Raw genomic sequence first — 25,122 nt, forward strand, 5'->3', positions numbered from 1 at the left:
TTGATCAGGCGACGGAGGCTGCAGCGCGATCGAAGTAGGTGCCGATTTCACTACTCAGGGAGGCGCAGTCACCTGAGGAGATCCCAGACTTGTCGTTGACGGTGGACAATGCTGCGTCCTTCATCAGGTTCACGCCGGCTGCCACGGAAGCACCGGGAGTTCCCAGGGCGAGATAGGTCTCACGCAGACCGTTCAGGCAGCGGTCTTCCATCACGGAAGCATCGCCGGTGAAGATCGAGTAGGTGACATAGCGCAGGATGATCTCCATGTCGCGCAGGCAAGCGGCCATGCGGCGGGAGGTGTAAGCGTTGCCACCGGGGGCGATCAGGGCAGGCTGCTGGGCGAACAGGCCGCGGGCAGCGTTTGCAACGATGCTGGAGGCGTTGCTGGAGATACGGTTGACGGCATCCAGACGCTTGTTGCTGTCGGAAACCATGGCTGCCAGCGCATCGATTTCGCTGGCGGTGATGAACTGGCCCCTGGCGTCGGCCTGGGCGACCACCTTGGTGAAGGCGTCGAACATTTGGAACTCCTCTTGGCAGCGTCTAAGTGTGTGTCACAGACACAGGAGGGACATCGACAAAAGTCCCGTCTGAGTCGTTCAAGATTCTCGCGAAGTGGAGCGGAGGCTCCCGAAAGCTGTTCATAATGCTTAATCGCCTTTTGCTCACAGGGATCTCGCACATGCAGGAAAGAGACCCCCTACAGATCAAAAAGCACAGTATGGATGTACTCCTCTGTCCACTCTCCTCCGTGAAAGCGGGTGAGCATGCCGCGTGCTGGATCTTTCTCTGCCCTGTAGTCGGTGTAGCGCCGTTGGCCGGCAAGGAGGTGATCACGGCGGCTGTCTGAGACGGGTTGGGCGGTTGCTGCCAACTCCAGATAAAGCTTCAGATACTCATTGAAGGCGGGCCGTACCACGGTCTCGATCAGATGATCGCCTTCCTCCCCCAAAGGCAGACGGGTCCAGAGAAAGCCTGGTGAGAAGAAGGGTTGGGCTTCGTCAGGGATTGGTCCTCCATCTGGCAATTTGGATCGCCAATGTTCAAACAGTGGCAAAAGTCGATCCCACACGGGTTGTGTATGGCTCTCGTCGGATTTGTCCGCTGGTTGAAGGTCTAGGGCAAGAAGGTGGCCAGCTGGAAGGGTGACCAGGTCACCGCCGAAAAAGGGCAGGTCGAAGCGAGCTAGCGGATTGATGACGAAGTTGAGCACCGAGGCAGCTCCTCCTGCGCTCACGCAGGCTGCCCTCACCTGGCGGAATTTCTCTGTTTTGCAGGCCCAGGTTGCTGTGGTGACCGTCACGGGCTTTGCTTTCGAGCCCGTCTGATCTTGCTTGAACAGGAATTCGTCTTTGACCGGATAGGACTCGATGTTGAGGCTGTTCATGGCCTTGATGGCGTCCTCAAGAAAGGGTTGCCAGGTCCATCCGGGAATGTCGACAGGATCTGTGCTCTTGAGTCGAGTCGGGCTCATTGATTCGCAGAAGCGGGGAATAGAAATTCATGCAGGAATCGATCCGACCACTCTTTGCCAAAGTGACTGGTGAATAGGCCGTGGGCAGGATCGCGCTCTGCGCTGTAAACGTCGTAATTCTCCTGCAGAAGCTTGACCTCATCAGCAGGAATGGAAGCCTTGCCACCGCAGGCTTGATCGTGAAGCTGCCAGTAGGCCTTCAGGAAGGCACTGAAGGCGGGTGGAAGTGATGTTTCAGCTTGATCGGCTCCTCCACGGCAAAACAGTAACCATGAGGAGAAATATTGATTCGGGTCAAAGGAACGCATGGTTTCTTCCCCATTGAGATCGGGAAATTGTGCGTTCAGACTCTTAAGACCCTCGAAATAGCGGTCAAGGTAATCAGCATCCTGAACCAGAGGTTGAAAGTCCAGCACCGCCACCAGTTTTTGCCGTGCCCCAAACCAGAGCAGATCCACTCCCATCAGTGGGTGGTCGAAGTCATGGTCGGGGTAGGCAACTGAATTCAGGACTTGGAGGCTGTCACCGGCATCGAGCCTGGTAACACGCCAACGGCGAAAGCCTGGGACCTGCCAAAGCCAACTGCGGATCACGCTGTTCCCTTTGGCTGAATGGCATTCTTCGAGCCCACTCGGGACCTGAAGTGGCGTGCCTCCCCTGGCAGTGATGCTCTGATGCAGTTCGTCGAGAAAGGGGTCAAACACGATTCAGCTCCGCAACGGAAGAAGGTGGTGCATCCGCTTGGGCTCTTGCTTCTGCTGAAATCGCAGCAAGATCGGCCTCAGTAGGACAACGAAATTCAGTGCAATAGGTGGTCATGGCGACTCCATTCAGGAATTGCACCGAACTCACACGCATCCTGATCTGATCGTTAACAAACCAGCAGCGTTCAATTCCCACATTGGTATCATAACGAGTCTTGATTGTTAAAATTCCATCGTCGGTAAAGTTGTAAGTACTGACGACAGATTTTTTCTCGACATAGCCAACATCACGAAGCAGGAAGCCTGTGCTGGGGTCTTGGGGGTTTGGAGCATTAACGACGACTGCCGCATAGTCATCATTTCGAGTCTCTTGCATCAGATTGCTCTCCCACCAGAATCTTGCACCCCCAGCCGTGTCTTGGTGCTTGACGCTTAGAGCGTCGCAGACCTTTTCGACGACAGGATCGTCATTCTCGAAGGGTTCAATGATTAAATTGGAATCCCCTGATTCATCATCCTGACTGTCAAGATGATGAACCACGCGTCGAATCATCCATGTGCCGCGACTGGCTTCAAAGAAAGCCGCCATCGTTCGCGGTGGATTGGCCATTCCTTTCATGGGTTGTTCGCTTGGAAGTCCCGTTGTTGCTTGAGCTGGCTAAGGATCTCGTCTATCCGGGATAGTTCAGGGTGGTCTTTTATGGTCGCTTCAATTTTCTTCTGAGAGAGTCGGAGCTTTTTGCCAAGTCCGACGACATCGTTGTAGAGCCGCTCACGGTAAGCGGAGAGTTCCTCAATGGATTCTTGTAGCTCTTCAACTGTTGGGGCCTGATCAATTTGGTCCGTCATCCTGGTGAGAGGCCAAGAAAATTCTGTGACAACCTTACCTCTGGCCGCCATAGACAAGCCTCAGGCGTTGCGCTTGGTGACTTGCTTCCAACGATTGCTATGTCTCTCGCAAAGCCTGTCCCTGGCTCCCCTTTATTCCTTGGCTTGTCGCGAGGTGGGTGGTGGTCGACTGCTGCAAGGTGACGAACTCTTGCGTGATCGGCAGATCCCCTGCCAGTGCTTGGCAGTACAGGCTTAGCTTGCAAGAGCGCTTCAGCCCACTGGGGTCAATTGTTGTCAGGTCAAGCCTTTCCCTAAAGGACTTGTCTTGGCGGCTACCTCACTGCACCAGAAGCCTTCCCCCTACAAAACTGTCTGGCCTACAATGCTCGACGCATTTTCCCGTTCGGTCGTCAGCGCTGACGCCAAAACTGCTCCCGTTGGTGGTAGTGACCTCGTTGGTCTCCGGTCCTACGTCCAGAATGGCAACAAGCGTTTGGACGCAGTCAACGCCATCACCTCCAACGCCTCCTGCATCGTTTCTGATGCCGTCACTGGCATGATTTGCGAGAACACCGGCCTGATTCAGGCTGGTGGCAACTGCTATCCCAACCGCCGCATGGCCGCATGCCTGCGCGACGGTGAGATCGTTCTCCGCTACATCAGCTACGCCTTGCTGGCTGGCGATGCTTCCGTCCTGGATGATCGCTGCCTCAATGGCCTGAAGGAGACCTACATCGCTCTGGGCGTGCCAACTCAGTCGGCTGCTCGCGCTGTTGCGATCATGAAAGCTGCAGCAACAGCTCTCATCGGTGAAACCAACTCTCCTGCTTCAGGTGGTAAGCGTTTCCGCAAGATGGACACCACTCAGGGTGACTGCTCTGCGCTGGTTGCAGAAGCTGGTGCTTACTTCGATCGTGTGATCGGCGCCGTTTCCTGATCAGCGTTATCAATTTAATTTTCAGCAATTCTCCCCTTTAAAGGAAACCATCAATGAAGTCCGTCGTTACCACTGTTGTGACTGCTGCAGACGCAGCTGGTCGCTTCCCTTCTCAGAACGATCTTGAGGCCGTTCAGGGCAATATCCAGCGTGCCGCTGCTCGTCTGGAAGCTGCTGAAAAGCTGGCTGCTGGTCTGGACAAGGTCACCCGTGAAGCTGGCGATGCTTGCTTCAACAAGTACGCCTATCTGAAGCAGCCAGGTGAAGCTGGTGATAGCCAGGTGAAGGTGGACAAGTGCTACCGCGATCTGGGCCACTACCTGCGTCTGATCAACTATTGCCTCGTTGTTGGTGGCACCGGCCCTCTCGATGAGTGGGGCATCGCTGGCGCCCGTGAGGTGTATCGCAGCCTGGGTCTTCCTACTGGCCCCTATGTCGAGGCTTTGATCTACACCCGTGACCGCGCTTGCTCACCCCGTGATATGAGCCCACAAGCTCTGAACGAGTACAAGAGCTATCTTGACTATCTGATCAACGCTCTTTCCTGAGTTATCCCTCAGCGATCTAATACAAGGGGGCAAATGCCCCCTTTTTTTGATGCTAAAAACTGCTAGTTTTCGCTGGCTCTTAGCAGCTGATTAATAGCAAGTTTTAAAACACTTAAAACGTTCTCATCGTTTTCCTCGGTCGCCCTGCTTTGAAGAGCATCGATTGAAGAAATCTCGCGTAGCTTCATTAGCGAAAGTGCACTATTCTTTCGTACCCAGGAATCGGAATCGGAAAGCTTGGGGATGAGCAGCGGGGTCGCGATTTTTGCATCGTCAAATTTACCCAAGAGCGTGACTGCTTCTGCACGGATCTCTGCAAAAGGATCAGATAGTGCATTGAGCAAAAGTTCTTTATCCTCCTCTGTCTCGAGAGCTTGGATTTGGCTTCCTAATGCAGAAATGGATGCTTTCCTTACATTGGCATTTTCTGATGTGGCGGCTTGACGCAGTACTTGTGGAGCCCTGTCTCCGATCAGAGTTAGAGCCCAATTTGCTAGCCCAATTTGCATTTCCGTACTGTCGGGAGCCGCAATAATGCTCAGGATTGCGTCGATAGATTCTTCTCCCATCGATGCCATTGCACCCATGGTTGATCCTTGAACAACTGAGTCAGTATCGGAAAGAAAGGTTGAGAGTAGATCGGGAAGACTTGCCGGGTCCCTAATCAGCGTCAGTGTTTTGGCAGCTGCTCGTCTGACTGTGACTTGAGAGCTATGCCGCATGGCTTGGCATAAAGCAGGTACGGCAGCTTGACCAACGGATCCAAGGCTATCCGAAAAACTGCGGCGTAATAGGCCTCGGGGATCGCCAAGCCCAGCTATCATTTTTGCGATCGAATCTGGATCAGACTCGATTGGTAATCCTGCTCTAAGTTTCTCTTTGAGATGCGTAGCCAGATCAAGAGCTTCTTCTTCGCTGAGTTGGATTTCAGCAGAGCTCTTCTCAGGAATTTCCATTAGATCCCCTTTGATGAGAAATGGCTGCTGGCTTCATAGCCCTCCGATTGCCTCGTTCAAGTTATCACCAACCATAGACCCCGACCATGACAGTTTTCGTTGTTTCCCATAACCTCCAATTGAACTCGCCGCAGACACCAGATTTTTCTGCAGAGCAGTTGGCGAAGGGTTTGATGCATCATTCGACTGCCTTCTCATGTTCCGATGCTTTGGATCACCCACATTGGTTGGTGAAACTTGAATCTGATTTATCTGTGAATGATATGGCCAACGAACTCGTAAGAGCGTGGAAGGCTTTCCGGATTCATCAGGGGCATTCAGTGGATCACTCTTGTTTGGCCCTAGGAGGCCGAAAAGATAGCGCTGCCCTACCTGAAGCACCACTTCAGATGGGAAGTTGGGGGGTCGATTTTGTTGAATGTACCGACCCCGACACATTTCTTGCGAGCATTAACTGGGATGCCCTTAAGTCAGCTCGACCTTCAGGCGGTATTTTTGAGTTAAGGGCTTAAGAATGAGATCAGGCTCGATGATTCATTTTTTGCGTTGACGCCGCCGCTGGGATGACTTCTCTTTGTTGCCTCCATCTTTATCTTGCGATGATAATTTGCTGATCAGCGCCTTTCCAATCTTTGCAGCTGTTCCTTCATTGTTTTGGGCTGCCGAGCCAGGGTTTTTGGGCGTTGATATTGGCCTCATATCGGTAATCACATAACCGCTTCTATGCATGACTTGCATGCCATGGCAAAGAGAGTTAAAGGGCAGGCTGAAGTGAGTTGATATGCCTGGCCTTGAGCGATTTAGCGCATTGACTTGCACCTTAAAATGCGCGCTTGAAAATGGCCCCATTTTTTTATAGTCTATTGGATAAGTAAATTGTATGCTCGTTTTGGCTCGAATGCCAAAGCTTTACTTTTATTAATTGGGTTGAGTTTGGTTAAGGCTTGCCTCGGTCGAATGCCTTAAGATTCAGGGGAATCAGTTCATCTTGATGTGACCTTGGGCCGTTTTGATAATATCCACCCTGGCCTTACATGTAATCATGCACGCCACATCCTTTCATTGTCCATTGATGAGTTGGAATCCAAAAGTGACTTTTATATGGCTGCAGCCCACCTGATCAATTGCCCCTGCGCAGAAACTGAGGATGCACTTCAATCACTTCTTGTCTGTGCAGTAGATGATCAGGCGATCAAGATAGCAAAAAGAAAAGCCGTTGAGGTTCTAGCGCGACTTGGTTCTAAGTCTTCAGTCCCACTGATTGGCCAATGTCTCTGGTCTGATGATATTTACCTCGTTGAAAATTCTGTTTGGGCTCTCGAAAAATTGAGCTGTAATCGTCATGATTTGATCCAGCAGATGATTGGCTTGCTAAAGGACGCTTCTCAAAATCAAAGGGTTTTGATTAAGGCTCTCGCTACGCTTGCGATCGATCAGAGTTTTGACTCGATTCGCTCGCTTCAAGCCTCTGATCGCCCTGGTGTTCGTGGTGCTGCAATTGCTGCGGTTGCCAAGTGTACGCAAGATAGGGCTAGCTTGTTACAAATTAAGGGGTATTTGACGCTTCCCAATCAGATGGATCGGCAATGTGCCGTTCAGGATCTTGTCGACGGGGGTGCAATTGAACTTCTCCCTTCCATTGCCACTGCACCTGTTTCTCCGGCTTTTCGAATACGAGCTTGCCGTGAAATTCTCGCAACGGCAAAGGTTCTTCTTTCAGCAGATGTTGGCCTGGATTTAATAGATGTCGTCTTTAGGGACGATCCGGTCCAGATTAATGTGATCCATCAATATGATGAGGCTCCGGCTCCTGAGTTTCTGGTTCGCCAGCTATATAGTACTGACTTTAGTCGTTGTTATCTGGCGATGCAGAATTTGCCAGAGTATTCTGCTGAAGTGCTGATTCCAATTTTGCAAAAGTCATGGGAGGAAGAAGCCCATAATGATTATGGGGCCCACTATTTTTTCATGCATGTTTTTGGCTCAAGAGATGACTGGAGCTCCTCCGCTCTTGAGTGGATCGTTAACTTGTTGAATGAAGCCGCGATCAATCGGAGGCCTCAGTTCCAAAAAAGCCGTGCAGCTGCAATTCAAGCACTTCATAGTCTGAGGCCTGATTTGTTTTTAGAACTCGGTTCGCAGCTGCTTCGTGGTTCGATCCCTGCATCCTGGGAGTGTCGCTACGTCACCATCATGTGCATGGAGAGCTTATCCATCGGAGGTGGTGATCAAATCAGGGATTTACTTGTCAATTGTCAACAAGATGCCGACGCTTTCGTTCAGGCTCGAGCTGCTTCGGCTCTCTCTTCTATAGGCTGAATTGAGAAATAAAATTGTCTAGTATCATCGCCAAGGCTAAATCGGTTAAATGCTAAAATTAGAGAAGAATTAAGCAAACTGTTCATATGGATTCTCCTTCTCAATCATTTGACCAGCTCCTTGCTGATCTTGCTCATCCGAATCCGAATATCCGTGACAATGCTTGTAGCCTCATGGCCGAGCATTTTGCTGATCAGGCATTGCCTCAGCTGATCTCTTTGCTCCATGATCCGGATCCAACCGTCTACAGAACGGCTGTCAAGGGGCTTGGGATTCTGGGTCACCAAAGTGTTCCGCATTTGTTAGAGCTGTTTGAAACGTCGGATAATGGAACAGTCAAGGCTTGCTGCATTAAAGCTCTTGTTCAAGTTTCAGTGAATTTCCCGACGCAAGCCTTTCCGGCTCAGACGATGGATGTATTGGAAAAAGCTCTTGATGAAGCGAACCCAGTTGTTGCACAGTCAGCATTGATGACCCTCGGTCATCTTTCCAAGCAGGACTCTGAAAAAGAGCGTGTCATTCCTCTTCTGATCAAGGCATGCGAAAGGGATAATATTGCTCATGTTCAGGGTGCTTTGATGGCATTGGCAGAACTTGATGCACCTTTGGTGAATGATTGCTTAGAGAAACTGGCCTCTGATATGAGTAAAGACAGCTTGGTGCGAGAAATGGCTCAAGCAAGTTTAGAACGTCGAGAAAGTCTCAATCTTGGCTGATGCTTTCATGAAATTCTTTTCAGTTGGTTGTGTGCCACTTCCATGACAGCCTTGACTTGATTGTCAGGTTCGCTCTTGATTGCGGTCATCAGGGGTTCAATTGAATGACATGCTTCCATTTTCATCAGTGCAAGGGCAGTATTCTTGCGTACCTGTGGTGCTGTGTCTTGAAGCAGAATAATCAGTTGGTCTTCCGCATCCTCTGGGTCTAACGTTTTGCCGGTGATTGTTGCTGCTTCCGCTCTCACTTCTTCTTCTTCATCTTCCAAAGCCTCGAGTAAAAGATTTCGTGCTGATCGGCTTGAGCCAGACTGAACCTGTTCGGATAACGCAGTAAGTGCAGCTATTCTTATTTCTGGATTTCCTGATTTTGCCGCTGTGTTAAATGCATCTGGGGCTTTAGCCCCAATAAAACTGAGGGCGAGATTGATCAGGCCAACTTGAAACGCGGTGCATTTTTTATCTGAAAGTATTTTGAATATTGATTCGATTGCGGGGATGCCGATGGTTGCCATCGCTCCAGCCGAGGAGCCTTGAACGACTGGATCATCATCCGTCTCGAACGCTTCGATCAGGTTCGGTAGGGCTAACTCACTGCCGATGATATTGAGGGTTTTTGCAGATGCCCGTCTGATCACAACATTCGGATTGTTTTTCAATGCATGGCAAAGGATTGGCACCGCGGCCTCGCCCACGGACCCTAGGCTTTGTGCAAAGGTAAGGCGAAGTGAGCCCCTTTGGTCTCCTAATCCAGCCACCATTCTTCTGAGAGAATCATCGTCTGAATTTGGCCGCAGATGATCAGCGAGTTGAAGCTTTAAGGCTTCGGCCAGCTGGTAGGCCTCAGCTTCGGTTAGCTCTCCGACCTCAAGCATCGAAGAGTTTGGAGTTTGTTCCGTCACTATTCATTTTGCCTTGTATACAAACTCTACCTGAGTGCGATTACATCCTGGCTGATGATCCACCTGATTGGAGCATAAAAAAGCCTCCTCACATCTTGGTGCGAGGAGGCTAATTGTGTTAACGAGTTTGAACTTCCGTTAGATCAGAAGTGAACTCCGAAGGGACGGAAGGCGACGTAATCAGTCATCTTCGGTGTCTGGTGGCCGGCGTACTGCTGCTCAGGCAGTTTCACCGGAATGCGCGTCACTGCGGTATAAGTGAACGGCATTGGTTTTGCACTTGCGCGAGCCGCGGTGGCCAAGGGGTTGACCGTACGGCTGTTGCGACCCTGTGCGTTGTCACTGATGGCAACCTTCGCGCCACCCAGCTCACGCATCAGGTTGAAGGTACGCGTGAACATACCTGCGTAGGAATCCTGACTGCGGTCGTAAGGCACGATGTCTGAGCCAAACACCTCTGTGTATTCCGCAGAGTCAGTCAAGCTATCAACCAGTGCATCGAAGCCCTCTTCGGCTTGCAGCTTGATGTTGGCTTGAACTTCTGCCTGATTCAGTGGAGCACGGCCAAGCAGATGCTTGAAGTTCAGCTCAATTCCGCGCTGTGCGCCCACAGCATGGAAGAAGTTGGCTTTGTAGAAGTCAGACTTCGCCAGTCCGTTCACGAAATCACGAACAGTGATTTCGCCATTCATCAGACGAACTTCCAGCGATGTTTCGCGCTGGTTCTCTGTGGGTGGGAGGTTGCCCAGCACTTGACGATAAGCAGCCGCAATCACGCGCTCGAGTGCTGCGCTGTTCTCTGGGCTGTACTGATCAAAGGTGACTGCGAAGGGGCACTCGGCGTGGAGTCTTGGCCCAATACCAATACCCATCGCGGCACAATGCTGACGCTTGTAATCAGCAATAGCGCCTGCAACGGTGCGAGGAGCGGTGTTTTTGCCGGCTTTGCTCGCTGTGGAGAAGGAAGCGGGCCCTGTTCTTGTGGCTGACGTGAGGGCTTTCAGGCTGGTTTCAGTGCCGAGCATGATGAGAATTGGGTTGAGTTTTGCTTTTTGTCCCGACTCACTCCTGACTCATGCTGTTGTGTTTGCAGATCAAGAGTTAAGCCATAGACAAATGGTTGAAGCAGAAAAATGTTTCTGTGGATTTTTTGCTGTCAACGCATATTCTATGTGTTAAAGCCAATAGGCTAATTGTTCACTTGTTGGAATTGTTATATTCCGGGCGTTTGGTTAACGCCTCTATGTCGGCAATGTGTGTCTTGCGCGAAAACCTAGCCAACCAGGCGTTTGGGTTGCCTAAATAAGGTGCGCCTCGACGGTAAAAAAAAGGGGTGGGCAGTATTGCCCACCCCGGTCACATTGCTGAAGTGATAAACATCTAAGCTGAAGAATCAGCCCAGGGAGTTGATCACATAGTCCAGCAGGGTGTTGTAAGCGGTCAGAGCCTGGGGGCTCATGTCACGAGGTGAGCAACCGTCGTTACGCATGTTGGAGAAACCAACAACGTAGGTGCCAGCGTCGATGCTGAGAGCCTTGTAGACTTCCTTCTGACCATTGATGGCCAGCTCGTCCAGAGGGCCGGTGCCGCCGGTAACCAGGCAGTAGTTGATCAGACGCAGGTAGTGAACGAAGTCACGCTTGCACTTCTCTTTGCCTTCGGTGGCGCACTTGCGGGGCTGACGGCCGGTGGCGCCGTTGGGGTACTGGGCGTACACAGCGTCAACAGCGCGCTGAGCGATGCCGTCGTAGTTAGAAGCAAGCTTTTCAGCAGCTTCGAGACGAGCAGCAGCGCGTTGGATTGAACCCTGCACCGACTCCATGTCGGAGGCGGAGGGGAAACGGGAAGCGCTGTCGGCTGCGCCGACAACGGTGGTGATGACGGACTTCATGATTTAGGAAGCTAGTTAGGGTGTTGGACGTTTAAACAGACTTGGTTCAGCTGATGGCGCTGATCACCATGTCGAAGTAGCTACCAGCTTCGCCGGACAGGCTGGAGCAGTCACCCTGGGTCACAGCAGCTTTCTTGGGCTGGCTGTTGGTGTTGGTGATCAGAGCACCGGCGGCGGCCTTCATGATGGCCACGGCGCGGGAAGCAGAACCGGTAGGAACGCCCAGAGCGGCATAGGTCTCGCGAAGACCGTTCAGGCAGCGGTCCTGAAGCACGGAAGCGTCACCGGCGAGCAGGGCGTAGCTCACATAGCGGAGGACGATCTCGCCATCGCGCAGGCAAGCAGCCATCTTGCGGTTGGTGTACACACCACCGTTAGGAGCGGTCAGGCCAGTGTTCTCGCAGCAGATGCCGGCAACAGCGTCAGAGACGATGCAAGCAGCGTTGCCAGAGATGGCGTTCACAGCGTCAAGGCGCTTGTTGCCATCAGCGATGAAGGACTTCAGAGAGGCCAGCTCGCCTCCGCCGATGAAAGCACCGCTGGAATCGGCCGAGATGGCCTTCCTGGAGAATGCGTCGAGCATGGGTGTTTGAAAGTTAGAGGGGGATGCAAATCCGCATCACGAATGACAGTAACCCTGCTCTCAGTCTCCGAACCGGGAACCCGAATTTGAAGACACACAAGTTTGCAAACCCGAGTCAGAGTCAGAATATTAAAAAAAACGGAACAGGAATTGCCTCGGCTCTGGCAGCACAGCAGTCTGCTGCGGTTGCAGAATTCATCACAACCCTTTCAGGACTTGCTCGCAGCTCCATTTGAGAGGCAGCCAGCTTGTCGTCTGCTGAATCTGCATAAGCGGCTCTACCTGGTCTTTCAGCCCTAGCCTCAGGCAGGACCAAGCTGCTGCTACGCGTGACTTGGCGTACTGCGGCAGCGTCTCAGCCAGGGCGGTGCGGACAAGATCACTACGTTCTTGTAGGCCCTGAAGGCCAACAACTGCCGTCAGCAGATAGTTGACTCCGTAATCACTCCAGAAGCGCGAATGGATGTGATCAATTGTATCGAGTTGTTGCCCCTTCGGCATTTTTATCACGCTTAATGCTCCCCCGTATTGTTTACCTTCATCCCTGTGCTGCAGGTTTTTTTCGATTTCCGCGATCTCTTCGCTGCAAATCCAGTCGTGCTGGAGTGAAAGCATTGAAGGGTCGTCTTGGAGGAGTTGAATGATGAGGTCGCTGTGCGCGATCGGAACCGTTCCACTCTTTTGGGGATCGACGAGTTGAAACGCACTTTTCGCCCGCAACGGCATCGACACCGGGCACGTCACGAGATGAGGCAGCACGCTGACGTCACCGGCATCGCCAAGGTCGATCACAGCGGCCCGCCGTCGACCGGGAATGGAATCGGTCAGCTGTGGGATCAGGGGAGCGAGTTGGTCGAATTGGCCATGCACCTTGGCTGCATAAGCCCGAGCTGCGCCGGCAACGAGCGGGTTGTCATCCCGTTCTAGGGCCGCAATCGCTTGTTCTCCGGAGGCGATGCCAAGACGAGCGTGGGTTTGAATTACGGAACGCTTCTGGTTGTCGCTGCCATTGAGTGCACAAAGGAGCTGCTCACTTTGATGGTTGCTAAGAGGGGCTCCAATTTGTGCTATCGAATCCACGGCGTTGATCACCGATGCTTCGTCGTCAAACCCTAGAGCTGTAAAAAGTGCTGGCAAAGCTCTTGGATCTCGTCGTCTTCCTAGCGCTTCAAGAACCTTTCGCCTTGTGATCCGGTTAAACAGATTTTCAGGATCTAGCTCAATGGCTTCGATCAAACCTTCTAGTGATCGATCGCTACGACAGGCAGCCAGCCTTGTTGCTGCTGTGTATTTCTCGACTGGATTGGATAGCTCTTCGGGGTTGGTTCTCAGTAATTCCAGCGCTTTCTCTTCTGGAAGCCCCTCAAATAAAATATCGAATCTTTCAGACATGACCGACGTGGCTTCATTCTTCGAAAATTAGCACCTCAAGCTTGCTTCTCTTTGTAACAGTGCCAGCTTTGAATGGGTGCAGCTTGTATCTGGTAATCTTCTGTACAGATACTTGCGTATTATGCCTGTCTCTGCTGAAGCGGAACAAGCCTTGCACCGTTTTGTCGATGCAATCGCTTCTCAGACCTCACTTCAGGACCAGTTCAACCAAGTCGAAGAGATTGATTCTCTTCGTCACCTCGTTCAATCGGTTGACTCTACTCTGACAGGTGCTGCTGTGATCCCCTTGGATCAGGCGACTCTGCCCCCTAAAATCCTTGTGAATTCTGGAGTGACGAACCAGGAGATACCCTGGCGCCTACTTCGCTGCCCCGGTGGTCCTTTGGTTCTGCAAATGATCTGCAAAAAAGCAAATTTTGCGGTTTGGATCGAGAGTTGCTGATGTCTGCTAAGGAGTTACATCGCTTTATTGATGAAGTCGTCCGCTCCCATGAGCTGGCTACAGGTCTTAAGGGGCTTGCCACGCATGAACAAATTATTGCTTATGGGCAAAGTCAGGGCTTTGATTTCACTCCCTCGGATTGGTCTAATTTGTATGACCAGGATTTCTTGAGTCAGCAAAGCGCTGTTCAAGAGTCTGTGCGTCAGGCCGATCCTTGCCACTGGTCGTGGGCTTTTCGTCAACTGTCTTGCTGGAGAGCTATGCTGATGGAAGGCGCTGGAGACGGTCGGTCTTGAGCCCTGCATTGTTGTCAACCTGACTTTTAATAGCCATGTCTGATGCTCAGCAGGATCAGATTCTTGAGGATTTTATTACTCAAGCTCGTTCGGATCAGTCTTTAAGGGATGAGATCAAGGCGGCATTGAACCAAGATGAAATTATATCCATTGCCCAGGCGAGGGGCTTTTCAGTTGATTCACTTGCAATTCTGCGAAAATGGAGCAAGCACACTGATTTTTCAAAGCCAACATGGTTGGGTTGGTTTGACGACTGAATCAGGTGTTGATGTCTGAGTATCGTGTCTGATTGCTCCCTTTTTTTGCCCAGTATGTGACGAGTTCTTCTCCCCCAGGCCTGGGTACACTGGCGATCGCTCTTAGGATTTTAAATGACCTGTTAGGACCCATGGGCCAATTCCCCACTGCTTTCACAGTCCTCACTCGTCCACCAATTGCTTCAACACACTGTTCAAATTTTTCAAGCTGTGTTTGATCGACTGTCTCAAAAACAAAATCAGTTCCTTCGCATATTAGGTGTTGAGATCGAATCCAGGCCTTGATTTGTTTTTTGCTATTTTCCATGCATTACTGTCTTATCTTTGTCCAATCAGGTGTAATTAGTTCTGATATTGTTTGAACTCTGGCAAAGCGAAGTGGGCCATGCTCTGAACCCCATTTTGGTTCATCTGTTTGGGGGTCAAAACCACGATCGCGACTAATCCACGTGTCTTGATCGACCTCAACTTCGCTGACTAGGTAGGTAAGGTTTCCATCTCTCGGTACGAGGCATTTTTTCCCGGGTTCGACATTGCCAATATAATGTCCTGGTTTGCTTTCAATGAAATGCATCGAGCAACCACAGCGGGGCTCTAGGTTTTTGGTGTCGATTGCTTCAAGTAGTTCTGGAGTTCGTCCTGCTCCTGCCAGCCTTTCTTTGTTGGCAAAGCCAAAATTTTCCATCACGTATGTTTCGTTTTCGACCCTAAGACGATGAATGCCTTGTCGGTATGGATCCCACGGAGCGTAATCGTAATATTGCTCTGAATAAAATCCGGGACCCTGAAAGATTGACCATGGTAATGGCCTGAAGACAATATGGATACGGGCAAAGTCTTTGGGATTCTCTTGTGCCTGCGTGAAATTATCGTAGATGCCGGCAAGTGTTTTGGTGAACCTAAGGATATCGTCTTGATTCATGTGGTTGTGTAATTGGATGATTAGGCCTTGATTCTTCTAACCTCAGACGCGAATGAAGTTTGTAAGATGCCAGATCCCTCTGAGGTTCTCAAGACGGATGATCGACACCGTACATTTTCGGATACAAACCAAATTCTCTCCTCTGCCATTGACTGATCGTACTTTGTATTCAGGATGAATGTTCCGTCATCAAGGAACTCATAGCTTGATTCTGCAGGGACTGATTCTGCATAGCCTAAGCTTCTCAGTAGCCAGCCTGATTTACTGTCTTTTGGAATCGGAATAATAATGCATGATCCGCTCGATACTTCGTTTGGATCATCGGGCTCCCAATCGCTTTCGGCACTCCATTCCATTTTGAATGGAGATTGAAATTTTGAATCAGATGATAAATTTGATTTATCTATTAACTCTGCAATTGCCTCGCTTTTGGGACTTATGGCTTCGATTGAAACTTCGCTAAGAACATCTTCGAATTGTTGAAATGCGAGAGAATGGCCAGAGCGCATCGATCGCCATTCGCCTGCACTTTGAGCAACAAATTGCTCAATATTCATCGTTGTGAGTTAGCGGATTAATCGTGTTGGTTTGGGCGGGCTCAAGGTTGTTCTTCATCATGCTCACCATCGAGTCAACCATCATGGACATGGCCATGGGCACAGAGGATACAGAAGTTTGGAACTCTTCTGTTTGATTCGACTGTGTGCTGGTTGTATTCCGGAGAATTGGCATGATTTGAGGATTTTGAGGCTGAGCTAGTGGGTATATATACTTGCCCTGTCAGGGTTGGCTTTTGCCAAGTCCAATCATGACAGGACTAACGATAGAGGTGGTGGCCATCACGCAAAGGCTTAAGTCTTCGCAATAGAGAGGATTTTGCCTTTCTGAGCCAGAATGCTTTGAATCGTGGCAGACATTGAGCTTTGGCTCACCACAGATCGTTGGACAGCACGACGGTTGGCTCCGATCTGCCTGCCAGAGCTCCAAGTGATCGCGAGCGTATTGCCATTGCCCACACCCTTGCGATTGACGATGTTTGGAACATCGCCTGTGGTGAGGCTGTTCAGTAGTTTTGAACTTCGCTCTGCTCCATCAAATCCAGCAAATCCAGCATCCAGAGCAGTGGATCGTGTGAAATTGATCGTTCTGCTACCGGTTACGGTCTGTTTGGAGCGGTTGTATGGAACTTGGTCAACACCAAATGAGGAGAGATACTCTTCGCTGTATGTGTAGCTTTCAATTTCAGCTTCGTAGCCTTCATCATTGAATCGCCTGACATGCTCCATCAATTCAGCTTGATCATGAGGTGAGCGCCCCAAGAGGTGTTTGAAATTGAGTTCGACGAATCTGTAAGGGCTGTTGCTTTCTAAGAACAGCTTTTTGTAAGTTTCTGACTGGGCAAGTGCAGTAACAAAGCCTTGAACAGTCAGATCACCGTTGATGAATAATGCTTCAAGAGATGGATTCACATCCAGCTCCATCAGATGACGGTTGCCAAACACCTGTTTGTAGACGCTTTGGATGACCTCTTCAGCGTGGCCGAGGTCAGTATTCGCCTGCGCTGCAAGGGTTGTGGTTTCCGTCATTGGTCTGGGAATAGGGAGAAGTGTCGGTGGAGCCTTGATCAATCAAGACTCCTATTGTTCAAATCGACTGCTTTGTCTTACATCACTTCAGTGATGGAGACGATCTTGCCGCCGCGAGCATGGATGTACTTCATCTGGCTGGACATGTCCTTGCCGGACACCAAGTAGGTGCTCCCTGCTGTGCGTTGGCGCGTGCGTGCTGACTGAGCAGCAACAACGATCCGGAACCGCTTTGTGGTGGGATCAGGAGAGCCAGATTGGGTGCCTGTGCGATTGATCCGGGTGGTCGTTGAGCTCCAGCCACCAGGCACTGTTTTCGTTGCCACCGAGGTCACCAGGGCTGAACTGGTCTGTACGGTGTCGCTGGCTGCATAACCTTCTGCCAGTTTGAGATGGCGGTTGAAGGCAACCTGTGAACGGCCGTTTTCAGAAAGGATGCGAGCGAAGGGGACTGTATCTTCCCCAAAGGTGCTTTGGTACTCCTCGCAATCCACGTAGCTGCTGATTTCAGCGTCGTAACCACCTTCGGCGAGGATACGGGTGTGTTCGCTGATCTCGGCTTGTGATTTAGGAGCCCTACCCAAGAAGTGCTTGAAGTTCAGCTCAATGAAACGGTAAGGAGCGTTGGTTTCAAAGAAACGGCGCTTGTATTCGGCAGAAAGACCGATAGCACGCACGAATTCGCGTGTGCTCAAGTAGCCGTCAATGAATTTACTTTCAGCTGAAATTGCCCGTTCGAACTCCATCAGATGAGGGTTGCCCATCACTTGCTTGTATGAAGCACGGATGAGAGCGTTCAGTTGATCGGTGCTATCGCCGGGGCAGCGCTGGTACGTTTCCTGTTCTCTCTGGCCAAGCCCAAAGAACACGTAGGAATCACCACGCATCGGAGCGGAATCCTTGCCGCTCGTGACGCCTGGATCTTTGCTGGCGATCCGACCTTTCGCGAAGCTTGCGCTTGGGCGAATGCCAATAGCTTGAGAGGTCAGGCTAATGCGGGGTGCCATGCCGCTGCCCATGCTGCTGGTGAGCGCACTGCTGCCGCCTCGAGCACTGTCGCTGCCTGCGAAGCTCTTCTGAAGAGCCGCCAGCATTGGGAATGCTGCTGTTGAGAGGTCCGCGGGAGAATTCCAGGCGCGAGCATAAGGAACAACATCGCTGCCAAATACTTCGAGGTATTCGGCAGAATCGATGATGCTGTCAATCAGTGCATCGTGTCCGTGCTCTGACTGCAGGGCAATTTTCGCACCGATTTCGGCTTGAGAATGAGGAGCACGGCCCAAAAGGTGTTTGAGGTTCAGCTCGATACCGCGCTGTGGCGCCACGGCGGCAAAAAACCGACTCTTGTAGAAGCTTGACTTGGCTAGGCCACGGATGAAGTTACGAACATCGAGTTCTCCGTTGCAAAGCTGTGCTTCCAGCTCATTAGAACGCTCGAAATCCATCACATGGGCGTTGCCGAACACCTGGCGGTAGGCGGCAGCGATGACATCATTCAGCGCTGATGCATCGGAGGGGCTATAGCACTCAAAAGTGACGCGATGGGGGCAGTCTTCATGGCTGCGGGGACCGACCCCGATGCTCATCTGATCACAGGACTGCTTGAGGAATTCGCCGTTGGTTAGGGCTGCTTTCTGAGCGGACTTCGTCTTGTGCTTGAAGCTGACTGGGCTGCTCCACTTGGTTTCAGCGCCGAATCCGGTTGAGACTTGATTGGTGGCCATGGTTCAGGTTCAGGTTGAGGGGGAGTTGGGGAGTGTTGATTTCGAGTGCTTGTTCCTGAATGGATCAGGTCACCGGTGTAATGCTTGCGATTTTTCCGCCTTCGCGGTGGATCCGTTTGAATTGCTCTGAGAGCTTGTCGAACGGGACATAGAACACCCTGTTGGAACGGGTGTAGCGCGAGATGCGACGCAGATTATTGGCGCTGTATCCAGTTACTTCCACGCGGTAGGTCACGCCTTCCTCACCCGCACCAACACCCAGTCGCGTGGGTGCGTCCTGCAGATTTCGGGAGGGTCGGAAGCTCCAACCAGTGGTTTCGCCAGAGGATGGCGGAATCACCGGAAGAGGGAGATTCTGATATGCGGCACCACCGAGTTTGCTTCTCTTGCCTGCGAGATCACCCTTCAAGCTGCTGCTGCTGTTTCCTCGCAGCAGTTGGAAGCTCCAGGTGAACTCCTGGAGTGTGGTGCAGCATTCGGTCTTCCAGCCGCGTTGAAAGGGAACAGTCCACTCCCCATAGGCGTTTTGGTAATCGGCTGAATCGAGGAAGCTATCGATATCGGCGTCATATCCCTTGCTGTCGAGGCGTTCAGCGTGCTCGCGCATCTCCTCGAAGTCTTCCGGTGCCCGACCCATCAGATGGCGGAAGGTGAGTTCGATATAGCGGTAGCGCGCACAGGAATCGAAGAAGCGGCTGCGGTAGAGCTCGCTCTTGGCGATGCGGCGAACCAGTTCCCGCACACTGATCTCGCCCAGCTTGAACTGGGATTCGGGAATGAGCTGACGCTCGCTCTCCATCACGTAGGCGTTGCCAAGCACCTGCTTGTAGACGGCACGGATGATTTGCTCCTTCTTGGCATCTTCGTCACCGGGAAGAAGTTCAAGGGGAGCCTCACTCTCGTCCGAGAAGCGCTCGACCCCCAAAAGCGAGGCAGGACCGAAGGGCATGTAGGTTCTCGCGTTTTCGCTTGTTAATAGTCCTTCAGAAGCGCCGTGAGCGGTCTTGTTCTTTATAAACCTCAATCAAGTATGTCCGAATGTTGCGTGGCATGACAGTTCTTCGGCTATTGGTGCCTTTCCTGCTTTAGCCGAGCGCCTGCCAGTGCTTCCCCTCAAGTGCTCAAGCTTGCTGAGGAGGGGAGCAGCGATTCAAGGCTGGAACGGGTCGTTGCCCTGGTATGGGGATTCCAGCAGTCCAATTCCTCCACAGCTCTGGCCAGCAGGGCTTCAATCTGAGCTTTCTCCAGGCCGGAACAGAGCGAGAAGTCAGCTCCTTTGATCGATTCGACCGTGTCCAAGGCCGCGTTCTCTAGATCGGCGCCTCTCATGTCCGTCATCTGCATTTCGCAAGTACCGAAACGGGTGCCACGACACATCGCACCCCGCAAGTTGGCTGAGCGAAGATCCGATCCCGCCAAGGACACCCCGTCAAGAATGGCCCCACTGAGATCTGCTCCGCTCAAATAAGAGCCCAGCAGCACTGCTCCGCGAAGATCCATGCCCCTTAAATCGCTGTTGTTGAGGAACGCACCATTGAGCTTCGCTCCTGGACCGACTGCACCGCTTGTTCGCAGCTCAAATCCTTCAGGCACGACGGTGTGACTGTCGTAAAGGGCGAGTCGAAGATCTGCACCTTCCAGTTGGCATTGACTGAGATTGGCACCGCGGATATCGCAACGGCAGAGTTGGGCTTCACGTAAATCAGATGGGCCTAAATCCTCACCATTCCAGTTAGCCCCTCGCGCATCGAGGGGGCTTTGTTGCGTGTCATTGGCTCGTGCATCCTCCGGCGCTGACCATTCCCAAAGATTCAAGGATGCAGGACGTGACATTCGCGCTTCAGGCTCTCACGATCAAATCATCTCAATAATAAAGCCTGGCTCTCAAACACAAGACTCGCTCTAGGCCTCCTTGGCGTTCTGCTTCTACGCTGTGTTTGCTGCATACGCAGCTTGCTTGGAAAGTTGTGCTTGATGCTCGGTGGGATGGTCAGTCTTTGGCTCTCATTCATTTAGAAACAGATGTCTGATTTTAGGAGCGAGACTCATCATCCCGCTGATGATTGGCTTGTTTGTCGTCAATGACAGGGTCGTCATTGGCAATACTTGTCATTCATGCTTTAGGTCGATGCTTAATGCCGGCTTGAGTTGTGAGTCCGTACAGCTTTTGGGCTCAATGATGCAAGCGCAACAGCCAGAGCAAGAGCGAGTAGCTGCGCTTGTTGTCTAGGCCAATGGCTAGTGGAATGGGGATGAAAAAAGCACCGAAACCATAAGGGTCCGGTGCTTTGAAGGAACTGATTGAAAGGCCTAGTGTTGCACTAGACCCATAACGTTGGTGCTTGGTTCGAGCTTGACGTTGGCTCAGGCCCAGGATTTGCAATTTTTGGATTGGTACATCCTGCGGAATGCTTCGGATGTTGGATCGCTGGTTGCTTTGGAGTAGACGAATCCGCTGACGTCATAGCCCTTGCCTGCACCGCTAATGCTGCGAGCATTGGTGAATTCCATCACGAGCTGGCTACGCCCTTCGATGATGGTGTCTGAGGCCGCATTGGCTGGCGAAATCCGAGCCAGGTTGACGAAGGTTGAGCAGTACTTGCCTGCTTCAGATGTCCAAGCCCGCTGATAGGGAACTGTCTGTGTGCCGAACACCTCGAGATATTCACCTGAGTGTGTGATCTTCTCAACGAGAGCATCAAATCCCTGCTCTGCAATCAGGCTGATTGCTGCACTGACCTCCGCTTGGTTAAGAGGAGGACGCCCCAAAAGGTGCTTGTAGTTCAGTTCAACGCCACGGATGGGGGAAACCTTGAAAAAGTAATTTTGCTTGTAGAGGTCAGACTTGGCCAGGCCGGCAACAAAATCACGGACGCTGATGTCTCCGTTTGAGAGCTGGGACTCGAGTTCGCTGCAACGCTGGCTGCCCATGGGCCCTAAGTTGCCAAGAACTTGCTTGTAAGCAGCAGAGATCGTTGCCTTTAGGGCATCGCTTCCTGTCGCTGCGAATTGATCAGCAGTGCTACTAAAGGGACACTCGCTGTGAATCCTTGGGCCGATGCCAAGGCCCATGGCGTTGCAGAGATTCTCTTTGTATTCATGAATGCTGGTGGATGGCTCGCCGACGCGAGTCAGGAGCACGCCCTGGTCGATTTCCTCTCTGTAAACGTTGATTGCCTTGCCTTGTTTGAGCTTTGCTGAATTTTTGACGGCGTATGAAACTCGATTGAGGCTTGTGAAATCGCGGGTCGGCTTGATGGCAACCATTGCTGATCTCTAAAAAATGATTTGTATCAGTTAGCTTAAAACGATTGGCCTAAGCCGAATCCAGGCCTTCATGCGCTTGCAACAAAAAGTTTTCCGCAAGATTGCTAAAGTGCCTGCCCTGGTCATATACATGGATTGTTCAATTTCCGCAAGCTTCTTGAACGTTGCTTTGCATTTGCCTGGCTTGCCGCGCCTCTTGTTGGCTGCTTGCGCAGTTTTTGGTGAGCCTACAGCTTGATCTGTAGCCTTCTTGGATTGCCTTGGCCGATCTGTTGATCAGCTTTGTCTTCCTCCCGAAAGCGGCTCTGAATCGGGAGGAAATGGCCAAGTCTTTTATAAGTTGTCTATTGATTGACCTCGATTGAGACGCAGAAGTCACTCTTTTGGCTTCTTGGTGAATAGCAATTCAAATCTCTTTCTCAGTTGCTAAGCATTGAGACTGTGATGGTCAAGAACACTCGTACAAGTTCGAATCCTCCCACGATTGCAAAGGCCAGCCAAGCTTTGAGGGCCCATGCAGGCGGTTGACCATTGGCCCAAGCCTCTGAAACCTTTAACTGTGCGATGAGATTCGCAGCCTCACTCGGCGCACGATTCTGGAGCGAATCACGCCAATCAGCGCCATAACGCGGAAACGATTGGTAAATCGGAAGTTCACCAGTTGCTTGCCCGGGTAAAACACGAGAACGCTGTGACGGAACTAAGTCGTATCCGAACGAATTCATATATTCCTCACTATCGAGAAGCTCGTCGACAAAGCGTGTAAATCCTTTGTGTCCGATCACGATTGACCATGCACGTCGCTCAGCGTCTCCATGGACCGGGCGACCGAGCACGCGTCCTACCACCTGATCGACCATTCTGTAATTGGAGCTGCATTGGTAGTACCCCTGTTGGAAGCGTTCAGACAGGAGAAGTCCACGAATGAAATCGCGCATGGTGATGGTTCCATTGCGCAGCTGTGATTCGAGATTCGGATCTCTGTCACTGCGCATTGCATGGAAGAACACTTGCTGATACGCGCGTTCAATTTGGCAGTCAATCGTTGTTCTCAGGTTTTCGCCGGATGAGCTGGCCGAACCTTGCGGCTGAGCTTTGACCGTGCTGCTGTCTCCAGCCAGGTTGCTGACGCGGGAGTTCTGAGCCTCAAGTGGGTAGGTCAGCAGTGGCAGAGACATCTGAGTCTTGCTGGGTAAAAATACTTGGGTTGCATCCTCACCCCTGCAAGCAGGTGGCCGCTCGCATCCTTAGCAGCTGTTCATTGAAGTTTGATTGAGTTGCTCTCTCATGTGCTGAAAGGCTTGCTGGGCGCACTCTGCTTCTTTGCGGTTTGACGTTGCATCGAGTCGTGTCTTGCAGAGTTCCTCAAGGGTTTCTAGAGCCAGGTTCATGCCGTCCATCGGCACGGCCATGAATGCGTAAAGCGCGCGTACGGCTTTCATGCCCTCATCGTCAGTGCAGTGCGGGCAAGAAGATGCGACTGCATAGATGCACACACGTAGAAAATTCCAGCAATCTCTCCAGCATGCTTCGGCACGTTGCTCGGGGTGCAGGCCCCCACCCGGGAGAATCAGTTCCGGATGGTTTTTAATCAATTGCGTTTTTGTTTGGTTAACCAAATGCTCTGCTGCCTCCTGGAGAGCAGCAATGGCGCTTGGGTCTGTGCCTGACCAGCGGCAGATTTGATTCACATCGTCTGGGCAGAGCTGCTGTTTGCTTGTGTCTGCAATGTTGATGCGCTTCCGTAGTTCCTCGGGGATGTGGTGATTGTGTTGGAGGCCACAGACCTGAGCTTGTTCGCAGAGTTTTTGGATCTCCTTGCTTTGCATGGCTAGCGCTTTAGCTGTTACGGGCTGAACGGTTCAGCACTGGTGATGCGCTGAGTTGACCATGTCGGTCCAGATAAAATGCCCATGTTGTCTCAGATGCTAGGCCTGGGCAGTGATCTGGTAGCGATCTGGCCAAATTGAGTTCAATGCCAAGGCTGTGTAGAAGGGGTGCAACTTCTTCGGGAGATTCAATCTGAAAGGGGCGAATTGCAGACCCAACCACCCACGTGAGGCAGGTATCTTTAAGGTTGCCACCGCCGTGTTGGCAGGCCAGTAGGAGGTTGCAAGGTGTTGATAGAGATTCAAGGGTTTCGTACCAGAGCCTGATGTCGTCAGGCTTTAGGTCAATGCGAAACCTTGAGCCATTGATTGTGTGAATGACTTCGCCATTCTTGTCGGCTGATTGAAGGAGGGAGTTGAGGTCTGTCATTGGAGGGTTGGGGCGGTTGGCATCTGTGTCTGGGCTTCATTCAGTTTGTTGATCCAGGCTTTTGGTGTTTCAGAAAAGAAATCTTGTGTCTTCTCAAAGCGGAATGGTTCTGTAATTGCTCCCCAAAGGTGTTCATGCATGATTCGATCGTGGCCGCGATCGATTCGACAGCTTGTTGGTGTTTCTTTGGTCATGTATGTGCAGCCTTCAAGTCGGTTTAAGTCATCCTCTTGGATCGGGTTGCGTCGTTGCTGGTGATCCATGTCTGCCCAGAACCTCTGGGCTTCTTTGCTGGAATGGTTGTGGAGGATCAGCCCGCGTTTTGGGCCGATGTCAGCTCTCGGCGCCCGCACGCGATAGGGATCGGCGGCAGCAATGGCATCGGCCTGCTCCAAAAGAAGAGAGCCTGGATGCCAGTGGCTGAGGGGGTGAAGGCGCACGAGGATATTCCCGCACAGAGGGGGGGATTCAAAAGCCTGGTGTTTGTTGCTGAAGCTCGCTCTGAGGCCTTGCGTCAGGCGGGTGAGTGGTTGATCCATGGCGGAGAGCCCTGTTCAGCTTGTCCTTGCCTGTGTCCATAAGGTGATGCTGCTGATGCTGTTTCGGCTGCATCCTTGCGGAGGTGCTTTGGTGCGGAGGCATTCTTGACGACCATGGTCGCAGCTAATCCTTTGGCGCTGGACAGGGGGGTGAGGATCGATACGATTCGCCTACTTCGCTGTCGTGAGAAATGGACTTGAAGGCAAACGTGACCGAGGCTTGTTTGCTGCAGCATGTCTGTCGCCAGCTTCATGAAATTACGCATATTGCTGAATCGTTGACGCTTCGGATTCTTGACGTTGAACGACGCTGCCAGATGCTTGAAGAATCCGTTCAGCAAGTCTCTGTCGCAACAGAAAGCGGCGATTTGCATGAACTGCTTGATGTTGTTGGAGGGCGCTTGACCGACCTCCGCGAAATCCTTCAAGTGGATCAGGCCGAGATCGCTCCCGCTGCTCCAGATGTCATTCAATCTGACCAGGCTTCGGACGACGCGGCTGATCAGTTGATCGAGTTCCAGGAGCCTGAGACGATCTACGTTGATGACCCTCAGATCGATCTTCTGTCGGCCTGA

General features: G+C 51.8%; 32 protein-coding genes. 9 read left to right on the plus strand and 23 right to left on the minus strand.

The window, feature by feature from the left end; all coding sequences use genetic code 11:
- Positions 1 to 4: 4 nt before the first annotated feature.
- The 5 genes from SIB72_RS06780 to SIB72_RS06800 form a co-directional block, all read right to left on the minus strand.
- A complete protein-coding gene (locus SIB72_RS06780) occupies positions 5 to 523 on the minus strand; it encodes a phycocyanin subunit beta (protein ID WP_115016465.1) in 519 nt (172 codons plus the stop codon).
- A gap of 179 nt (positions 524 to 702) precedes the next feature.
- Positions 703 to 1,476, minus strand: a complete 774-nt coding sequence (locus SIB72_RS06785) for a phycoerythrobilin:ferredoxin oxidoreductase (protein ID WP_413743425.1) — start codon at positions 1,474 to 1,476, stop codon at positions 703 to 705.
- Positions 1,473 to 2,180, minus strand: coding sequence for a 15,16-dihydrobiliverdin:ferredoxin oxidoreductase (locus tag SIB72_RS06790; RefSeq protein ID WP_413743426.1), 708 nt, complete (start codon positions 2,178 to 2,180; stop codon positions 1,473 to 1,475). The genes SIB72_RS06785 and SIB72_RS06790 overlap by 4 nt, the downstream gene beginning before the upstream one ends.
- Positions 2,173 to 2,769 carry a phycobiliprotein lyase gene (locus SIB72_RS06795; RefSeq protein WP_413743427.1) on the minus strand — a complete coding sequence of 199 codons (597 nt, stop codon included), beginning with the start codon at positions 2,767 to 2,769 and terminating at the stop codon, positions 2,173 to 2,175. Before SIB72_RS06795 ends, SIB72_RS06790 begins: the two co-directional genes overlap by 8 nt.
- A 26-nt stretch (positions 2,770 to 2,795) precedes the next feature.
- Complete coding sequence (locus SIB72_RS06800; protein ID WP_115016521.1) at positions 2,796 to 3,029, minus strand: hypothetical protein; 234 nt, start codon at positions 3,027 to 3,029, stop codon at positions 2,796 to 2,798.
- Positions 3,030 to 3,393: 364 nt separating this feature from the next.
- Between SIB72_RS06800 and cpeB the strand changes: the two genes are divergently transcribed.
- Together cpeB and cpeA are read left to right on the plus strand one after the other, a co-directional pair.
- Positions 3,394 to 3,948, plus strand: a complete 555-nt coding sequence (gene cpeB / locus SIB72_RS06805; protein ID WP_115016457.1) for a class 1 C-phycoerythrin subunit beta — start codon at positions 3,394 to 3,396, stop codon at positions 3,946 to 3,948.
- 53 nt (positions 3,949 to 4,001) lie between these two features.
- A complete protein-coding gene (gene cpeA / locus SIB72_RS06810) occupies positions 4,002 to 4,496 on the plus strand; it encodes a class 1 C-phycoerythrin subunit alpha (RefSeq protein WP_115016455.1) in 495 nt (164 codons plus the stop codon).
- Positions 4,497 to 4,558: 62 nt separating this feature from the next.
- Here cpeA and SIB72_RS06815 read toward each other — a convergent pair whose 3' ends face one another.
- The gene (locus SIB72_RS06815; RefSeq protein WP_413743428.1) at positions 4,559 to 5,452 is read right to left on the minus strand and encodes a HEAT repeat domain-containing protein; all 894 of its coding nucleotides are present in this window, start codon (positions 5,450 to 5,452) and stop codon (positions 4,559 to 4,561) included.
- Between the two features lie 86 nt (positions 5,453 to 5,538).
- On the opposite strand from SIB72_RS06815, the gene SIB72_RS06820 reads away from it, so the two are divergent.
- The 3 genes from SIB72_RS06820 to SIB72_RS06830 all read left to right on the plus strand — a co-directional run bounded on the left by SIB72_RS06820 (position 5,539) and on the right by SIB72_RS06830 (position 8,487).
- Entirely contained in the window at positions 5,539 to 5,964 is a 426-nt protein-coding gene (locus tag SIB72_RS06820) for a DUF2656 family protein (protein ID WP_413743429.1), read from the plus strand.
- Between the two features lie 487 nt (positions 5,965 to 6,451).
- A complete protein-coding gene (locus tag SIB72_RS06825; protein ID WP_413743430.1) occupies positions 6,452 to 7,771 on the plus strand; it encodes a HEAT repeat domain-containing protein in 1,320 nt (439 codons plus the stop codon).
- An 86-nt stretch (positions 7,772 to 7,857) separates the two neighbouring features.
- Positions 7,858 to 8,487, plus strand: coding sequence for a HEAT repeat domain-containing protein (locus tag SIB72_RS06830; RefSeq protein WP_413743431.1), 630 nt, complete (start codon positions 7,858 to 7,860; stop codon positions 8,485 to 8,487).
- A gap of 5 nt (positions 8,488 to 8,492) precedes the next feature.
- Here the strand turns inward: SIB72_RS06830 and SIB72_RS06835 are convergent, their stop codons facing one another.
- The 5 genes from SIB72_RS06835 to SIB72_RS06855 all read right to left on the minus strand — a co-directional run bounded on the left by SIB72_RS06835 (position 8,493) and on the right by SIB72_RS06855 (position 13,255).
- Positions 8,493 to 9,362 (minus strand): HEAT repeat domain-containing protein, encoded by an 870-nt coding sequence (locus SIB72_RS06835; RefSeq protein WP_413743432.1) that lies wholly within the window; start codon positions 9,360 to 9,362, stop codon positions 8,493 to 8,495.
- Between the two features lie 170 nt (positions 9,363 to 9,532).
- Entirely contained in the window at positions 9,533 to 10,414 is an 882-nt protein-coding gene (locus SIB72_RS06840; protein WP_115121347.1) for a phycobilisome rod-core linker polypeptide, read from the minus strand.
- Between the two features lie 368 nt (positions 10,415 to 10,782).
- Positions 10,783 to 11,280: a class 2 C-phycoerythrin subunit alpha gene (gene mpeA, locus SIB72_RS06845; protein WP_413743433.1), complete on the minus strand. Its 498-nt coding sequence runs from the start codon at positions 11,278 to 11,280 to the stop codon at positions 10,783 to 10,785.
- A 46-nt stretch (positions 11,281 to 11,326) separates the two neighbouring features.
- Positions 11,327 to 11,863, minus strand: coding sequence for a bleomycin hydrolase (locus tag SIB72_RS06850; protein ID WP_115016439.1), 537 nt, complete (start codon positions 11,861 to 11,863; stop codon positions 11,327 to 11,329).
- Between the two features lie 198 nt (positions 11,864 to 12,061).
- Positions 12,062 to 13,255: a HEAT repeat domain-containing protein gene (locus tag SIB72_RS06855; RefSeq protein WP_413743434.1), complete on the minus strand. Its 1,194-nt coding sequence runs from the start codon at positions 13,253 to 13,255 to the stop codon at positions 12,062 to 12,064.
- A gap of 121 nt (positions 13,256 to 13,376) precedes the next feature.
- Here SIB72_RS06855 and SIB72_RS06860 point away from each other — a divergent pair, with 121 nt between their 5' ends.
- Genes SIB72_RS06860 through SIB72_RS06870 form a run of 3 tightly spaced genes read left to right on the plus strand, consistent with a single transcriptional unit; the run spans position 13,377 to position 14,250 of the window.
- Positions 13,377 to 13,697 (plus strand): hypothetical protein, encoded by a 321-nt coding sequence (locus SIB72_RS06860; protein ID WP_413745065.1) that lies wholly within the window; start codon positions 13,377 to 13,379, stop codon positions 13,695 to 13,697.
- Complete coding sequence (locus tag SIB72_RS06865) at positions 13,697 to 13,993, plus strand: Nif11-like leader peptide family natural product precursor (protein ID WP_413743435.1); 297 nt, start codon at positions 13,697 to 13,699, stop codon at positions 13,991 to 13,993. The genes SIB72_RS06860 and SIB72_RS06865 overlap by 1 nt, the downstream gene beginning before the upstream one ends.
- Before the next feature lie 35 nt (positions 13,994 to 14,028).
- On the plus strand, positions 14,029 to 14,250 hold the full coding sequence (locus SIB72_RS06870; protein WP_115016432.1) for a Nif11-like leader peptide family natural product precursor: 222 nt from the start codon (positions 14,029 to 14,031) through the stop codon (positions 14,248 to 14,250).
- A 1-nt stretch (position 14,251) separates the two neighbouring features.
- On the opposite strand, the gene SIB72_RS06875 is transcribed toward SIB72_RS06870, so the two are convergent.
- From SIB72_RS06875 to SIB72_RS06930, 12 genes are all read right to left on the minus strand, one after another.
- Positions 14,252 to 14,557 (minus strand): CpeR family transcriptional regulator, encoded by a 306-nt coding sequence (locus SIB72_RS06875; protein WP_115121353.1) that lies wholly within the window; start codon positions 14,555 to 14,557, stop codon positions 14,252 to 14,254.
- Positions 14,558 to 14,560: 3 nt separating this feature from the next.
- Positions 14,561 to 15,172, minus strand: coding sequence for a chromophore lyase CpcT/CpeT (locus SIB72_RS06880; protein ID WP_413743436.1), 612 nt, complete (start codon positions 15,170 to 15,172; stop codon positions 14,561 to 14,563).
- Between the two features lie 20 nt (positions 15,173 to 15,192).
- Positions 15,193 to 15,729: a phycobiliprotein lyase gene (locus tag SIB72_RS06885; protein WP_115016426.1), complete on the minus strand. Its 537-nt coding sequence runs from the start codon at positions 15,727 to 15,729 to the stop codon at positions 15,193 to 15,195.
- 294 nt (positions 15,730 to 16,023) lie between these two features.
- Complete coding sequence (locus SIB72_RS06890; protein WP_413743437.1) at positions 16,024 to 16,758, minus strand: phycobilisome rod-core linker polypeptide; 735 nt, start codon at positions 16,756 to 16,758, stop codon at positions 16,024 to 16,026.
- A gap of 77 nt (positions 16,759 to 16,835) precedes the next feature.
- Positions 16,836 to 18,482 carry a phycobilisome rod-core linker polypeptide gene (locus SIB72_RS06895; protein WP_413743438.1) on the minus strand — a complete coding sequence of 549 codons (1,647 nt, stop codon included), beginning with the start codon at positions 18,480 to 18,482 and terminating at the stop codon, positions 16,836 to 16,838.
- A 64-nt stretch (positions 18,483 to 18,546) separates the two neighbouring features.
- Positions 18,547 to 19,431 carry a phycobilisome linker polypeptide gene (locus SIB72_RS06900; RefSeq protein ID WP_413743439.1) on the minus strand — a complete coding sequence of 295 codons (885 nt, stop codon included), beginning with the start codon at positions 19,429 to 19,431 and terminating at the stop codon, positions 18,547 to 18,549.
- Between the two features lie 164 nt (positions 19,432 to 19,595).
- Entirely contained in the window at positions 19,596 to 20,315 is a 720-nt protein-coding gene (locus SIB72_RS06905) for a pentapeptide repeat-containing protein (protein ID WP_115016416.1), read from the minus strand.
- Positions 20,316 to 20,846: 531 nt separating this feature from the next.
- Positions 20,847 to 21,749 (minus strand): phycobilisome rod-core linker polypeptide, encoded by a 903-nt coding sequence (locus SIB72_RS06910; RefSeq protein WP_115016414.1) that lies wholly within the window; start codon positions 21,747 to 21,749, stop codon positions 20,847 to 20,849.
- Between the two features lie 419 nt (positions 21,750 to 22,168).
- Complete coding sequence (locus tag SIB72_RS06915) at positions 22,169 to 22,927, minus strand: phycobilisome rod-core linker polypeptide (RefSeq protein ID WP_115121359.1); 759 nt, start codon at positions 22,925 to 22,927, stop codon at positions 22,169 to 22,171.
- 69 nt (positions 22,928 to 22,996) lie between these two features.
- Entirely contained in the window at positions 22,997 to 23,578 is a 582-nt protein-coding gene (locus tag SIB72_RS06920; RefSeq protein ID WP_115121360.1) for a phycobilisome polypeptide, read from the minus strand.
- Between the two features lie 426 nt (positions 23,579 to 24,004).
- Positions 24,005 to 24,547, minus strand: a complete 543-nt coding sequence (locus SIB72_RS06925; protein WP_413743440.1) for a CpcT/CpeT family chromophore lyase — start codon at positions 24,545 to 24,547, stop codon at positions 24,005 to 24,007.
- Positions 24,523 to 24,975 (minus strand): hypothetical protein, encoded by a 453-nt coding sequence (locus SIB72_RS06930; protein ID WP_413743441.1) that lies wholly within the window; start codon positions 24,973 to 24,975, stop codon positions 24,523 to 24,525. The genes SIB72_RS06925 and SIB72_RS06930 overlap by 25 nt, the downstream gene beginning before the upstream one ends.
- Here SIB72_RS06930 and SIB72_RS06935 point away from each other — a divergent pair, their 5' ends adjacent.
- Positions 24,976 to 25,122 carry a hypothetical protein gene (locus tag SIB72_RS06935; RefSeq protein ID WP_413743442.1) on the plus strand — a complete coding sequence of 49 codons (147 nt, stop codon included), beginning with the start codon at positions 24,976 to 24,978 and terminating at the stop codon, positions 25,120 to 25,122.

It is taken from the genome of Synechococcus sp. MIT S9451 (genome assembly GCF_047304725.1).
GTDB lineage: Bacteria > Cyanobacteriota > Cyanobacteriia > PCC-6307 > Cyanobiaceae > Synechococcus_C.

Coding starts and splice junctions, on each gene's coding strand:
- SIB72_RS06895 (WP_413743438.1), bottom strand. CDS start 18,482: ATGGCCACCAATCAAGTCTCAACCGGATTCGGCGCTGAAACCAAGTGG.
- SIB72_RS06800 (WP_115016521.1), bottom strand. CDS start 3,029: ATGACGGACCAAATTGATCAGGCCCCAACAGTTGAAGAGCTACAAGAA.
- SIB72_RS06900 (WP_413743439.1), bottom strand. CDS start 19,431: ATGCCCTTCGGTCCTGCCTCGCTTTTGGGGGTCGAGCGCTTCTCGGAC.
- cpeB (WP_115016457.1), top strand. CDS start 3,394: ATGCTCGACGCATTTTCCCGTTCGGTCGTCAGCGCTGACGCCAAAACT.
- SIB72_RS06780 (WP_115016465.1), bottom strand. CDS start 523: ATGTTCGACGCCTTCACCAAGGTGGTCGCCCAGGCCGACGCCAGGGGC.
- cpeA (WP_115016455.1), top strand. CDS start 4,002: ATGAAGTCCGTCGTTACCACTGTTGTGACTGCTGCAGACGCAGCTGGT.
- SIB72_RS06885 (WP_115016426.1), bottom strand. CDS start 15,729: ATGAATATTGAGCAATTTGTTGCTCAAAGTGCAGGCGAATGGCGATCG.
- SIB72_RS06815 (WP_413743428.1), bottom strand. CDS start 5,452: ATGGAAATTCCTGAGAAGAGCTCTGCTGAAATCCAACTCAGCGAAGAA.
- SIB72_RS06820 (WP_413743429.1), top strand. CDS start 5,539: ATGACAGTTTTCGTTGTTTCCCATAACCTCCAATTGAACTCGCCGCAG.
- SIB72_RS06795 (WP_413743427.1), bottom strand. CDS start 2,769: ATGGCGGCTTTCTTTGAAGCCAGTCGCGGCACATGGATGATTCGACGC.
- SIB72_RS06830 (WP_413743431.1), top strand. CDS start 7,858: ATGGATTCTCCTTCTCAATCATTTGACCAGCTCCTTGCTGATCTTGCT.
- SIB72_RS06860 (WP_413745065.1), top strand. CDS start 13,377: ATGCCTGTCTCTGCTGAAGCGGAACAAGCCTTGCACCGTTTTGTCGAT.
- SIB72_RS06925 (WP_413743440.1), bottom strand. CDS start 24,547: ATGGATCAACCACTCACCCGCCTGACGCAAGGCCTCAGAGCGAGCTTC.
- SIB72_RS06835 (WP_413743432.1), bottom strand. CDS start 9,362: ATGCTTGAGGTCGGAGAGCTAACCGAAGCTGAGGCCTACCAGCTGGCC.
- SIB72_RS06785 (WP_413743425.1), bottom strand. CDS start 1,476: ATGAGCCCGACTCGACTCAAGAGCACAGATCCTGTCGACATTCCCGGA.
- SIB72_RS06840 (WP_115121347.1), bottom strand. CDS start 10,414: ATGCTCGGCACTGAAACCAGCCTGAAAGCCCTCACGTCAGCCACAAGA.
- SIB72_RS06915 (WP_115121359.1), bottom strand. CDS start 22,927: ATGTCTCTGCCACTGCTGACCTACCCACTTGAGGCTCAGAACTCCCGC.
- SIB72_RS06850 (WP_115016439.1), bottom strand. CDS start 11,863: ATGCTCGACGCATTCTCCAGGAAGGCCATCTCGGCCGATTCCAGCGGT.
- mpeA (WP_413743433.1), bottom strand. CDS start 11,280: ATGAAGTCCGTCATCACCACCGTTGTCGGCGCAGCCGACAGCGCTTCC.
- SIB72_RS06905 (WP_115016416.1), bottom strand. CDS start 20,315: ATGTCACGTCCTGCATCCTTGAATCTTTGGGAATGGTCAGCGCCGGAG.
- SIB72_RS06870 (WP_115016432.1), top strand. CDS start 14,029: ATGTCTGATGCTCAGCAGGATCAGATTCTTGAGGATTTTATTACTCAA.
- SIB72_RS06865 (WP_413743435.1), top strand. CDS start 13,697: ATGTCTGCTAAGGAGTTACATCGCTTTATTGATGAAGTCGTCCGCTCC.
- SIB72_RS06890 (WP_413743437.1), bottom strand. CDS start 16,758: ATGACGGAAACCACAACCCTTGCAGCGCAGGCGAATACTGACCTCGGC.
- SIB72_RS06880 (WP_413743436.1), bottom strand. CDS start 15,172: ATGAATCAAGACGATATCCTTAGGTTCACCAAAACACTTGCCGGCATC.
- SIB72_RS06875 (WP_115121353.1), bottom strand. CDS start 14,557: ATGGAAAATAGCAAAAAACAAATCAAGGCCTGGATTCGATCTCAACAC.
- SIB72_RS06920 (WP_115121360.1), bottom strand. CDS start 23,578: ATGCAAAGCAAGGAGATCCAAAAACTCTGCGAACAAGCTCAGGTCTGT.
- SIB72_RS06910 (WP_115016414.1), bottom strand. CDS start 21,749: ATGGTTGCCATCAAGCCGACCCGCGATTTCACAAGCCTCAATCGAGTT.
- SIB72_RS06855 (WP_413743434.1), bottom strand. CDS start 13,255: ATGTCTGAAAGATTCGATATTTTATTTGAGGGGCTTCCAGAAGAGAAA.